This is a genomic window from Candidatus Palauibacter scopulicola, assembly GCF_947581915.1.
Classification (GTDB): domain Bacteria; phylum Gemmatimonadota; class Gemmatimonadetes; order Palauibacterales; family Palauibacteraceae; genus Palauibacter; species Palauibacter scopulicola.
The window spans coordinates 48,318-60,527 of sequence record NZ_CANPWG010000074.1; the positions used below are offsets into that span (position 1 = coordinate 48,318).

Genomic DNA, 12,210 nt, shown 5'->3' on the forward strand with positions numbered 1-12,210 from the left:
CGCCTTACTCGCGACCGAAGTCCGTCGTCGTGTGCGCGCCCTCGCCGGCGGCGCCCTTTACGTAGCGGTCGAACCAGCCGATCCAGCGCGCCCACATGTCGAGGTTGTTCTCGAGCGCGCGCGGCGTGTGCGACTCGAAGGGATATTCGAACAGCGCCGCCGTCTTCCCGAGCCCGGTGAGCGCGTGGATCATGCGCCTCGACTGGATCGGATAGGTGCCGGAGTTGTTGTCATCCGCCCCGTGGTAGAGGAGGAGCGGCGTGTTGATCTGGTCCGCCTTGAAGAACGGCGACATCTCCATGTACACGTGGGGCGCCTCCCAGATGTCTCGCGGCTCGGCCTGGAACCCCATCGGCGTGAGGGAGCGGTTGTAGGCGCCGTCCCCCGCGATCCCCGCCTTGAAGAAGGGCGTGTGCGCGAGGAAGTTCGCGGTCGCGAAGGCGCCGTAGCTGTGCCCGCCGTGGCCGATCCGGTCCATGTCGACGACGCCGAGCGCGTCGACCGCGCGGATCGCGGCGTACATCCCGTCGACCATGTTCGAGATGTAGTAGTCGTTGTAGTTCTCGCCGACGATCGGGATGTCGGGATAGACGATCGCGTACCCCTGCGTGAGCCAGATGTCGGACCAGCGCAGCCACGTCAGGTTCGTGTACGCGTTGTGGTTGCGCGCGCGGATCGTCGCGTTGTCGAAGTCGTCCTCGCTCCGGTACTCGCGGGGATACGTCCAGAAGACGGCCGGCACGCGGGTGCCTTCGACGTAATCGACCGGGAGCGACACCCGCCCCTGGACCTCCAGTCCGTCGCGGCGCGTGAACTCGAAGTCGATGCGGCGCGCGGCGGTGAGTTGCGGGAACGGATCCACGTTCCGCGTCAGGTTCTCCATCCCCCCGTCCCGGGTCCACAGGTAGCTGTCCGGGAACGTGTTCTTCCCTTCCCGGCTCACGACCAGGCGTTCGAGGTCGGCGTCGAGCGGGACGAGCGGCCGGTCGAAGCTGTCCCGCGACCCCTCGAACAGGCGCTCGGTGGCCCCATCAGGAATCGACAGCCGGTCGACGAAGGGCTGCGGCCGGAAGTCCTCCTTCCACCCGTCGCCGCGCAGGTAGGCGCTCGTCCCGTCCGCCGACACCCAGGCGTACTCGAGCCCGTTCCCGGTACGGGCCGTGAGCAGGTCGCCCGGCAAATCGACGGCGTCGCCAGGGTCGTGGAACGGAACGAGGGTGTGTCCCTCCGGGTCGCCATCCCCCAGCCCGTAGTGTACCAGGGCGGCGTCGCCATCCCGCCGTACGTCGGCGAAAGCGTGCCGGCCGTCCGCGGAGTAGGTGACGCCCGAGATCCGGTCAGCGCTCGTCGCCACGACCTCCGCATCGCCGTCGCCGAACGGGGCGCGCAGCAGCATGATGCGGTCGGGGCGGTCCCCGCCTTCCCGCTCCGCCGCGGCCCCGGTCTCGCCCGCATCGCCTTCCCCGGCCTCGGCGCGGTGCAGATAGGCGATCCCGCTACCATCCGGACGCCACGTCCAGTCGCGCGGGTCCCCGCCCGATCCGCCGCCGCCCGGCCCGCCGCCGCGCGCGCTTTCACGCAGTTCGCGTTCCTCCAGCGTGGCGAGCACGTCGCCGCTCTCCACCTCGATGACCTCGGTCACGCGCGGGAAGCCGGTGTAGCTCGCGATGTAGGAGAAGGGACGCGCGAGGCGGGTGGCGATCACATGCCGCCCGTCGGGACTCGACGACAGCGACTCGTACATGCCCGGCGCGCCGACCGTCCGCGGCGACCGGCCGGGCGTCAACTCCACGATCTGGCTGCGCGTGTAATACTCGAACAGGTCCGCGCCGTGCGCGTCCTCGAGCAGGAAGGGCATCGTGCGCGTCGGCGTGGCCTCCGCCCGCGTGTGCCGGATCGTGGGGCCCGAGGGCAACGCCGGAGCCGGCGGCGGCGAGCCGCGGTCCGCCGGAGCCGCGAGGGTGAGGATCGAGCCCGAGGGCGTCCACTGCAGCATGCGCGAAGGCGCCGATCCCTGGCCCCGAGACGAGGTCCCGATGGAGCTGATCACATGGACATCGCCGGCCGGCGTCACACTGCCGTCGCTCGTGTCGGCGATCCAGACTTCCGTCCGCTCCTCGAGGTGCGCGAGAAAGGCGAGCCGCGACCCGTCCGGCGACCACATGAGGTCGCTCACGTGGATCCCCTCGGGAAGGTCCACGTCGATGTAGGCGCGGTCGCTCAGCGAGTAGAATCGAAAGCCGTACAGGCCGTAGATGTCGAGGTGCCACGGGCGGTCCGTGCGCGCCCGGATCTCGAGCATCGCCAGCCGCAGCGTCTCTTCCCCCACCTCGGCCAGCGTCGAAAGCTCCGTGGAGAGCGGCACGACGAAGTGGTTCCCGTCCGGACTGACGTGGTCCAGCGTCGCGTAGTTGGGGTCGGTCGCGAACAGTTCCTGCACCGTCGCATCGGGCAGGATGTACCCCCGGGGGAGGTCGAGTCCGGCCTTCTCCTCCCCATCCTGAGCGGCCAGCGGCGGAGGCGCGGCGCCTGCCGACGCCAGAGCCAGGACCAGAGCCAGAGCGAAGAGGACGGGAAGACTGCGGAAGATCCTCATCATCGAACTCCCGGGGACGAGGTGGGGATGGGCGAAGGTTCAAAGCTGGACCCCCCCGACGACCCTTCGCAAGCGGGCATGCGCGGCGCGCCCGGCACATTTACGTTGCGGCGGCCCGCAACCCCGGCCGCACCATCGAACCACCCCGACACGGGAGGACAATTGAGCCTTCAGCCGCACTCGCGTCACCGCCGCCTGCCGCCAGGCGTGTATCTGGCCAGCCTCGCCATCTGGCTCGGTTTCGGATGCCAATCGGCCCCCGCGCCGTTGACGGAAGAATATGCCGCGGCGATGCGCGACAGCGTGTCGGCGACGCTCGAGGAGTTCCGGGCCATGGGGGTCGCCGGGGCGTGGGAGGCCGCGGGCGACTTCTATTCGGACTCCCCCGCGTTCCGCTTCTACGAGAACGGGGAGTTGCGCTACGCGTCGGCCGCCGACGTGCGCGCCGCCCTCGCGGACCTCGGTCCGGGGGCGCAGCTCACGACGGAGTACTCGGATACAGACATCGCGCCGCTGGCGCCCGGCCTCGCCCAGGTCCGGTCCCGGTTCGAAAGCACGCTTCGCGGAGAGGACGGATCCGAGGTCGGCTATGGGGGCGCGGTGACCATGCTGTGGGTCCACGAGCCGGGAGGCTGGCGCATCCTGAGCGGCCACTCCTCGGCTCCGGTCCCGCGCGGAGGATAGGCCCATGCCCGACAGTACCGCCCCGGAAACCGACCCCTCGACCCGCGACATCGTCGAGTCGATCATCCGGAAGGGGATGGCCGCGCGGCTCGAGGACCGGCTGGATGAAGCGATGCGGCACATGAAGGCGGCCGTCGCGCTGGGCCGCCACAGCGACGATCCGCTCGCGCTCGCCCGGGCCCTTCACGGGCAGGCGAACGTCGAGCGCGACAGGGGGGAGGCGCGCGCGGCCGTCGCGCTCTACCTCGAAGCCGTCCCCCTCTGCCGTCAGGGGGACGACCCGCTCGTCTACGCCCACACCACGCGTCACCTGGGGGATGTCCTTCGGGAGATGGGCGACCTCGACAAGGCGGAGCGGTGCTACGCGGAAGCGCTGGCCGTCTACCGGGCGGACCCGGCGGCCCCGCCGCTCGACGTGGCCAATGCCGTGCGGTCCGCGGCCATCCTGCGCGAGGCGCAGGACGGAGTTGATGAGGCGCGCCTGCTGTGGACCGAGGCGCGAGACCTGTATGGCAAGGCGGACGTCGAGGCCGGCGTCTCCGAGAGCGCGGCCCGTCTCGAACGCCTCGCCTGACAGCTCGCCGGGGGCGACGTCCGACGCCCCTCCGTCTTGCCACGGCCGGACGTTTCGACCACCCTGATTCGGATTGGCGGTGTCGATCCGCCGCGAGGGAAAGTTCCGAGGAGGGCGCGCAAATGCTGGGGAATCACGGTCTGAACCGTCGGGCGTTTCTCAAGAGCACGGGAGCCACCGCCGTCCTGGGCGCCGTGGGCGCGCGTTCGGCGCTCGCGAGCGAGGTCGCCGCGCCCGATGTCGCCCCGGTCGGGCTCCGCGCGGGCCGCGAGGATTTCGACTTCGACGAGATCTACGACCGGCGCGGGAGCGATTCGATCAAGTGGGACCGCGCGATCGAGCAGTTCGGCCCGGAGATCGAGGTCGGCATGGGGATCGCCGACATGGACTTCCGCGCCGCACCGTGCATCACCAACGCGATCGCCGAGCGCGCCGCGCATGAGAACTGGGGCTACCTGAGCCGCGACAGTTCGTACACCGACGCGGTCGTGGCCTGGAACCAGCGCCGCTACGACCTCGACATCGACCCGTCGACGATCGTCTGGACCAGCGGCGTGCACCCCGGCGTCATCGCGGGACTGCACACCTTCGCGCCTCCGGGCAGCCGGGTCCTGATGACGACCCCCACCTACAACGGCTTCTACACGGACCTCCGCTTCGCGCGGAACGTCGCCGAGGATAGCGAGATGAAGGTGGTCGACGGCGTTTACGAGATCGACTGGGACGACTTCGAGCGCCGCGTGCAGCGGGTCCATGCCTTCATCCTGTGCAACCCCCAGAATCCGACCGGAAACTGCTGGTCGGCGGAGGACATGACGCGCATGGGCGAGATCTGTCTCGAGCACGGCGTGCCCGTGCTCTCCGACGAAATCCACTGCGATTTCGTGACGAAGGGACAGAAGTACACCCCGTTCGCCAGCCTCGATCCGAAGCTCGTCGACAACAGCGTCACCTTCAAATCCAACAGCAAGACCTTCAGCCTCGCCGCCAACAAGGTCGCCTGGTACTTCTCGACCAACCCCTCCTTCATGACGCGCCTGCGCCAGAACACGCGGGCCGACCTGAGCACGATCGGCATGGTCGCCGCCCGCGCCGCCAACAACGAAGGGGACGAATGGCTCGACCAGCTTCTCGTCTACCTCGACGGCAACCACGACCTCACCGAGGCCTACATTCGCGAGAACGTGCCGGGCGTGAAGTACACGAAGGCGCAGGGCACCTTCCTCGCTTGGCTCGACATGGGCGGGCTGATGGACCGCATCGACGCACAGGGGAAGGCGGACCATGAGAACCGGACCGCCGCGCAGCCGGTGTCGCCGGAGAGCATCCTGCAGCGCTGGCTCGCCGAGAACGCGCGCATCTATCTCAACAACGGGCCCAGCTACGGGACCGGCGGCGAGCAGCACATGCGGATGAACATCGCGACCTCGCGCACGCTCGTGAAGCGCGCCCTCGACAACCTGTCCAACGCCGTCGCGGAGCTCTAGAGAGGACCCGGCAGCAACGGCGGCGGCAAACAGAGAAGCCCGGCATGGCGCGCGCGGTCGCCTCCTTCGAGGTCACCGGCTGGGACCAGGGCGAACCCGAGTCCGACGCCGGGGGGCCGACGCTCTCGCACGCCACCGTGCTGAAGCGGTTCGGGGGGGGCCTCGTGGCCGAGAGCGAGGCCCGGCTCCTCATGTGCCAGGCGGATGTGGCGGATATCACGGCGGGCGCGGGCTACATCGCCCGCGAGGTCGTGCGCGGGGCGCTCGACGGACGGGAGGGGACGTTCGTCATGCAGCACTGGGGGCTGAGCGCGGACGGCCGCGAACGGACGGGCGGACAGGTCGTGCCGGGCTCGGCGACCGGAGATCTGAAGGGACTGACGGGCTCGGTCGAGATCGCCGTCGACGGCGACGGAGCGCACACGCTGACGATCGACTACGAACTACCGGACGCGTGAGGCGGCGCGAGACGCGGCGGCGCGGCGTGACGCGGCGTGACGACTTGCCGCCCGCTTCCGGTTTTGACACCGTAACTTCAGCACAATGCCGGACAAGGCAGACCGGCGTTTCTACCTGAGAGGGATAGTACGATGAAAAGATGGCTCCCGATGCTTCCGGCGTTCCTCCTCGGCGCCATGCTGTCGATGGTTCCGGCGCAGGTCGAGGCGCAGTTCGACGAGGTCGGATCGATCACCTTCCCGACCTCCGCCACGGGCGAGGCCCAGCAGCACTTCCTCCGGGGCGTGGCGATCCTGCACAGCTTCGGCTGGAAGCAGGCGCGCGAGCAGTTCCACGCGGCGCAGGAACTCGATCCCGACTTCGCGATGGCCTACTGGGGCGAGTCGCTCGCCTACAATCACCCGCTCGTGTCGCAGATGGACCCGACCGAGCCGCGCAAGGCGCTGGAAAGGCTGGGCGCGACCCCGGCCGAGCGCCTCGCGAAGGCACCGACGGATCGGGAGAAAGGCTTCCTGAAGGCGGTCGAGATCCTGTGGAGCGAAAAGGATCATGTCGATCGGCGCGTGGGGTACATGGAGGCGATGCGCGACCTGTACGAGGCCTATCCGGAGGACCCGGAGATCGCGGCTTTCTACGCCCTGTCGCTCCTGAGCGCGACGGCCGCCACGCGCGACCTCAGCGACCGCTGGAACGTGATGGCGGGGGCGATCGCGCTCCGGCTGTTCAACGACAACCCGATGCACCCGGGCGCGGCGCACTACACGATCCACTCCTTCGACAATCCGATCATGGCCCCGCTCGCGCTGGACGCCGCCTACGCGTTCGCGGACATCGCGCCGGCCGTTTCCCACGCGCGGCACATGCCGACGCACATCTTCATCCAGCACGGGATGTGGGATCTAGTGTCCGGCAACAACCAGTCGGCCTACAACGTGGCGCAGGAGCTGTGGCAACCCGGCGACGCGGTGGGCGACGCGGTGCACTCGCTCGACTGGGGCCAGTACGGCGACCTGCAGCGCGGCGACTACGAGAAGGCGCGGCTGTGGATGGATCGCCTCGCGGACATGGTCGACAACGAGGGCTTCGCGACGACCGGCGGGGCGCGGGGCGCGGCCGGCATCGCGCGGGCGCAGGGCGCGGTCTCTCTCCTCAAGGCGCGCTACATCGTCGAGACCGAGCAGTGGGAGACGCAGCCGATCACGGAGGACTCCCGGGCGCACGAACTCCTGGCCACGGGGCTCAGCGCCCACCGCATGGGCGACCAGGCGATCGTCACCGAGGCGGAGGCCGCCCTGAAGGAGCTGTCGGAGGGCGACGGCTACACCCACGTCATGCACAAGCAGGTCGGAGCGCTCCGGCACGCGGCGATGGGACATCCCGACGTGGCCATCGACCTCATGGACGAAGCGGAGGCGGAGGTCATGAGCATGGCGCCGCCGCGCGGTTCGGCGAGCCCGGTGAAACCCGTCCATGAACTCTACGGCGAGATGCTGCTCGAACTCGGGATGCCCGACAAGGCGGTCGAGAAGTTCGAGACCTCCCTGCTCCGCATGCCGAACCGGCCGCGTTCGCTCCTCGGCCTGGCCCGGGCGCACGCCGCCAACGGCGACGTGGTCCTCGCCGCCGAGGCCTACGCGAAGGTCGCGGATTTGTGGAGCGGTCTCGCGCACGCGGGCCTCATGGAAGCCGAGGCCTTCCTGAACGAGGCCGAGAGCGAGGGGAACCCGGGAAACCGGTAGACCTCCCCCATCCACCGGACCCCCGGCAGTCCGTGGCAGCCACGGGCTGCCGGGGTCCGGTACGGAATCCGGCTCAGTAGAGCGCGAGCAGATCCAGTATGGGGACCCTCAGTAGCGCCGACCGGCCCGTCCGGACCCTCACGAGCATGTCGAGGGTCTGGAGGGGCCGGAGTCCTTCCGCCTCCGCCAGCAGTTCCGGCGGGACGGCCACGTAGATCAGCCCGTCCCCGGGATCGGGGGCGCGCGCGAGCAGGAAGGGTTCCCCCTCGTAGAAGTCGATCCGCTCCGGTTCGGCCCGCTCCAGCGACAGGAACCGGACGGTCCAGCGGAGGCGCGTGCCAATGTACTCGTCCGGGTTCGCGCGCAGCGCGGCGGCCGAGACGCCGGCCAGGACGCCGGCTCCGACACCGACCGTGTCGCCGTCGCTGACGACTTCGCGCACCTGCGCGGCGGCGGGGGGCGGCGCGTACGCACACGCCAGGACGACGGGCAGGAGAAGCCGGCGTCGCAAGCGACCGCGACGAGACGTTTTTCTGGTAAGGACCCGGTCCTCCACCTACATTCCTCGCGCCGCGACCCCGTCGTGAGACTCGTGAGGCGGGGCCGTTCCCGTTCGAGATCCGACTCACCCAAGATATGGATTCCGCGTCAACACGGTGTCAAACAGACTGATCCTCATCGTCGCGCTCGCCCTGCTCGCCGTCGTTCCGGCGACGCTCGAGGCGCAGGCGGAACGCATCGATTCACCCTATCGCTGGCGCGAGAAAGGCTTCCGCGTCGGCCTCTTCGGGGGCCACCACGCGGGGAACCGCGGGCGGCTCGAGTTCGCGCAGGGACCCACCGCCGTGGGCGGGGCCAGGATGCGCGTCCGCGCATCGAGTCCCCTTTCTCTCGAGCTTGGAGCCACGTACGGGGCGGCGGACCGATGGACGCTGGACGTCCTCGACGAGGCCGGGCCGATGGTCGTCGACACCGTCGCCGCGGGCTGGCTGCGGGCCGATGTCGGCGCGCAGATCGGCCTCACCGGCGCGCGGACGTGGAACGGGATCCACCCCTACGGGCTCATCGGCGGCGGCTTCGTGTTCGGGGTCGACGAGGGCGCCTCCGAGTTCCTCGCCGACCAGGCGCTTGAACCCTTCCGCTACGACATCTCCACCGCTCCGCACATCTTCGTGGGGCTGGGCTTCGAGATCTTCCCGTCGGAGACGATCGGGATCGGCTTCGAGGTCCGCGACTACCTGGTCCGCGTGACGTCTCCGGACGGATTCCTCTTCGGGACCACGCTGGAGCTGTTCGAAGCTTCCGGAGCGCCGGCGCCGCAGGGTTCCGTGTGGGGCCACAACCCGGAGTTCAGCATCTCCATCTGGTACTACTTCTAGTGCGGTGGCCCATGGCGAACCCCCGCAGCGGCCAAGCATGAACGACGCGGACTGGATCTCCTTTGACGAGGCCCTCGCTCTCGTGCTGGACGCCGTGTCGCCGCTGGAGACGGAGAAGGTCCGGCTCTCCGCCGCCCTCGGCCGCTCCCTCGCACGCGGCGTGGAAGCCGTCGCCCCGCACCCGCCGTGGGACAACAGCGCCATGGACGGATTCGCCGTGCGAATCGACGAGGTCCGCGGTGCGAGCCCGGAACGGCCCGTGGTCCTGCCGGTCTCCGACGACATCCCGGCCGGCGCCTTTCCGCGCGGGCCGCTGGAGCCCGGCTCCGTGGCGCGCGTGATGACGGGGGCGCCCGTGCCGGAGGGCGCCACGGGCGTCGTCCGCGTGGAGCACACGGACGGAGGCGCGGACGGGCGCGTGAGCATCTTCGACGACGCGGACGGGGAGCGGCACATCCGTTTTCTCGGAGAGGACGTGCAGGCGGGCGACACGATGGTGGAGCGCGGGGAGGAACTCGGGGCGGCGGCGGTGGCGCTGCTCGCGACGGCCGGCTGCGAGCAGGTGGACGTGGGCCGGCGACCTCGCGTCGGCGTGCTCGCGAACGGAGACGAACTCGCGGATTTCGATGAGTTCGAGGAGGTGCGGGCCGGGCGGCGGATCATGAACTCGAACGGGTACGCGCTTGCCGCCCAACTCGCGGATTCCGGGGCGGAGCCGGTGCCGCTCGGCATCGCCCGGGACGACCCCGGCGATCTGCACCGCTGTCTCGCGCGGGCCGAATCCTGCGACGCGATCGTCTCCGCGGCCGGCGTGAGCGTCGGGGAACACGACTACGTGAAGCAGGTGCTCGACGAACTCGGTTTCGAACGCGCCTTCTGGCGCCTGCGGATGCGCCCCGGCAGCGCCACCGTCTTCGGCCGGCTCGGCGGCCGGCCGTTCTGGGGCGTACCGGGCAATCCGGCCTCGGCTCTCGTCACGTACGAGACGCTCGTGCGACCGGCGATCCGCAAGATGGCGGGGTTCGCGCGCCCCTGCCGGCGACCGCTGCGGTGCGTCGCGGCCCACGACCTGCGCGGCCCCCGGCACGTGCTCTCGTTCCTGCGCGTGCTCGTCGGATCCGCCGAGTCGGGCGCCCTCACGGCCCGCCTGAGCGGCGCGCAGGGCTCGGGCAACCTGGGGTCCATGCTGGCCGACGGGCTGCTCGCGATCCCGGTCGGGACCGACGCCATCGGCGCCGGTGATCCGGTCGACGTGATCCCGCTCAGGGAGTGGGCGAGTCCCGCCTGACGCCGGGCGGGTGGACGGGCCGGGCCGGCAAGCCCGTCAGATGCGGACGACCGCCGCCGCCATCGTGTAGCCGCCCCCGATCGAGGTGAGGACGATGGTGGCCGGGTCCGGCACGGGCCCGTGCTTTCCGCGAACGACTTCGTCGAGCGTCACCGCGACGGTCGAGGCGGACATGTTACCGTAGTCGACGATGTTGTGGACGACGCGCCCCTTCGGAAGTTCCAGCCTGTGCTCGAGACCCTGCGTGATCCGGGCGTTCGCCTGGTGAGGAATCACGAAATCCACGTCGGACCAGTCGAGACCCGCCTTGCGAAGCGCCTGATCACCCACTTCGGCCATCTTGACGATCGCGTTGCGCACGATCCGCGGCCCTCCCTCCATGTGGAGCAGCGGGATCCGGTCCCCGTCGTCGCGCCAGCTCTGCCCGACAAGGAACAGCGGGTCGCGCGCGAACCAGCCCGACGCAGCCATCGGACCGAGTACGCCGTGATCCGTTTCGCTCCGCTCGAGCACGACCGCTCCGGCCCCGTCGCCGAAGAGCACGGCCGTCCGCACGTCCGTGTAGTCCACGAGCCGCGTGAGGGCATCGCCCGAGACCACCAGGACCCGCTCCGCCATGCCGCTGACGATCGCCGACCAGGCCGCCCCCACGCCGTACACGAAGCCGGCGCAGGCCGCGTTGATCGAGAATCCCCCCAACCGCGGATTTCCGATCTTCGTCGCCACGGTACAGGCGCTGTTCGGAACCTCGTCGGACGGCGACACGGTCGCGACGTAGAGCTGGTCGATCTCGTCCGGCTCGCGTCCGGCCGCCTCCAGCGCGGCGAGCCCCGCCCGGGCGCACATGTCCTCGGTCGTCAGATCGCTGCCCGGCGGGATTCGACGGCGCGACCTGATGCCGGTCAGCTGGTACGCCCACTGATCGAAGACGTCGGGGGCCGACAACCCGTTGACACCCTCGACACCCCTGAGCGCGGACCGCGCCTGTCCGACGTCGAACGATTCGCGCAGCGTACCCATGCCGAGAAGCTGGAAGTTGTCGATGCTGTCAGGCGGCAGGTAGCTCCCGGTACCCGTGACCGCCGCGGTCACTCTGGCTGCCAAGGCCGTCTCCATCGTCCGTGGGCAACATCCGTGGGCCAGCAGCCGGCGCAGGGCTCTGCCGGGGGCTGCCGGGCGTCGGCGGGCTCGGCCACCGGAAAGTCCGAGAGTATACGGCGGAGACCGGGGAGGTTGCTAGCCTGTGACCGATCGCGCGGCGGGAGGCGGGGAGCGGGCGAGGAGGAACTGCTCCGCAGCCGAGCGCGCAGCGTCCGCGAGCGTCTGCGTCGGACACGGCCGGGTCGGCATCACGCGGGCGCACTCCCGGATGCTCGCCTGCGACCAGCAGGAGTCGGGCTGACCATTGCCACACTCCCGAATGAGCAGCTTCACGCTGGCGGGCAGTCGCAGCACCGCATCGCTGTCCAACTCCTCGGCCACCGCGTAACGCACGAGATCTTCGGCCAGACGCAGTTCCACACCGGCATCCAGTAACTCTTCGAGGGAGACGATGAGGAGGGGAAAATCGGCGCGGTCACGCCCCAGCCGCACCAGAAGCTCTCGCCCCACGCCGCGGCGAAGGGCATCGGCGGCTTTCTCGAGCGCGACCGGCTCCGCCCGTGGACCGACGACCGACGCCGCGTCCCGCAACTCCGCGGCGAACGCGTCGACGGCGGCGAGGACGACTTCCGGCGACATCCCCTTCGCCACGCCCTCCATGGCCTTGTCGATGAGGAGACCCCGGGGCAGACCGTCCTGCACACCGGCCTCGATGACGGAAAGCGTGCGCGCCGCGTAGACCGCGCCCAGATGCCGACTGAAGCGCGCGCGCGCGTCCTGGCCTGCAAGCGGCGGCCCGAGCGCGAGAAGCAAGGCGGCGAGGAACACGACCGCGATGGACCGGCGCAGCAGCGCTCTTGCCACGGGCTGCTGCTCAGGGGGCCAGCGAGCGGGCGCCCGCGC

At 70.1% G+C, this 12,210-nt stretch carries 11 protein-coding genes; 7 read left to right on the plus strand and 4 right to left on the minus strand.

Going from position 1 to position 12,210, the window contains the following annotated elements; translation table 11 throughout:
- Positions 1–4: 4 nt before the first annotated feature.
- The gene (locus RN743_RS15705) at positions 5–2,599 is read right to left on the minus strand and encodes a prolyl oligopeptidase family serine peptidase (protein ID WP_310781237.1); all 2,595 of its coding nucleotides are present in this window, start codon (positions 2,597–2,599) and stop codon (positions 5–7) included.
- A gap of 288 nt (positions 2,600–2,887) precedes the next feature.
- Here RN743_RS15705 and RN743_RS15710 point away from each other — a divergent pair, with 288 nt between their 5' ends.
- From RN743_RS15710 to RN743_RS15730, 5 genes are all read left to right on the plus strand, one after another.
- Positions 2,888–3,280 carry a nuclear transport factor 2 family protein gene (locus RN743_RS15710; RefSeq protein ID WP_310781238.1) on the plus strand — a complete coding sequence of 131 codons (393 nt, stop codon included), beginning with the start codon at positions 2,888–2,890 and terminating at the stop codon, positions 3,278–3,280.
- A 4-nt stretch (positions 3,281–3,284) separates the two neighbouring features.
- Positions 3,285–3,854: a tetratricopeptide repeat protein gene (locus tag RN743_RS15715; RefSeq protein ID WP_310781241.1), complete on the plus strand. Its 570-nt coding sequence runs from the start codon at positions 3,285–3,287 to the stop codon at positions 3,852–3,854.
- Between the two features lie 122 nt (positions 3,855–3,976).
- Positions 3,977–5,341, plus strand: a complete 1,365-nt coding sequence (locus RN743_RS15720; protein ID WP_310781242.1) for an aminotransferase class I/II-fold pyridoxal phosphate-dependent enzyme — start codon at positions 3,977–3,979, stop codon at positions 5,339–5,341.
- A 44-nt stretch (positions 5,342–5,385) separates the two neighbouring features.
- Positions 5,386–5,799 carry a DUF3224 domain-containing protein gene (locus RN743_RS15725; protein WP_310781244.1) on the plus strand — a complete coding sequence of 138 codons (414 nt, stop codon included), beginning with the start codon at positions 5,386–5,388 and terminating at the stop codon, positions 5,797–5,799.
- Between the two features lie 132 nt (positions 5,800–5,931).
- Entirely contained in the window at positions 5,932–7,539 is a 1,608-nt protein-coding gene (locus tag RN743_RS15730) for a hypothetical protein (RefSeq protein WP_310781246.1), read from the plus strand.
- A 73-nt stretch (positions 7,540–7,612) separates the two neighbouring features.
- Here RN743_RS15730 and RN743_RS15735 read toward each other — a convergent pair whose 3' ends face one another.
- The gene (locus RN743_RS15735; protein WP_310781248.1) at positions 7,613–8,050 is read right to left on the minus strand and encodes a hypothetical protein; all 438 of its coding nucleotides are present in this window, start codon (positions 8,048–8,050) and stop codon (positions 7,613–7,615) included.
- 145 nt (positions 8,051–8,195) lie between these two features.
- Between RN743_RS15735 and RN743_RS15740 the strand changes: the two genes are divergently transcribed.
- Entirely contained in the window at positions 8,196–8,918 is a 723-nt protein-coding gene (locus tag RN743_RS15740; protein WP_310781250.1) for a hypothetical protein, read from the plus strand.
- 37 nt (positions 8,919–8,955) lie between these two features.
- Positions 8,956–10,206 (plus strand): gephyrin-like molybdotransferase Glp, encoded by a 1,251-nt coding sequence (gene glp, locus RN743_RS15745; RefSeq protein ID WP_310781252.1) that lies wholly within the window; start codon positions 8,956–8,958, stop codon positions 10,204–10,206.
- 36 nt (positions 10,207–10,242) lie between these two features.
- On the opposite strand, the gene RN743_RS15750 is transcribed toward glp, so the two are convergent.
- Together RN743_RS15750 and RN743_RS15755 are read right to left on the minus strand one after the other, a co-directional pair.
- Positions 10,243–11,310 carry a beta-ketoacyl-ACP synthase 3 gene (locus RN743_RS15750; RefSeq protein WP_310781254.1) on the minus strand — a complete coding sequence of 356 codons (1,068 nt, stop codon included), beginning with the start codon at positions 11,308–11,310 and terminating at the stop codon, positions 10,243–10,245.
- Between the two features lie 132 nt (positions 11,311–11,442).
- Positions 11,443–12,210, minus strand: a 768-nt coding sequence (locus RN743_RS15755; protein ID WP_310781256.1) for a hypothetical protein, incomplete at its 5' end; no start/stop codon positions are given.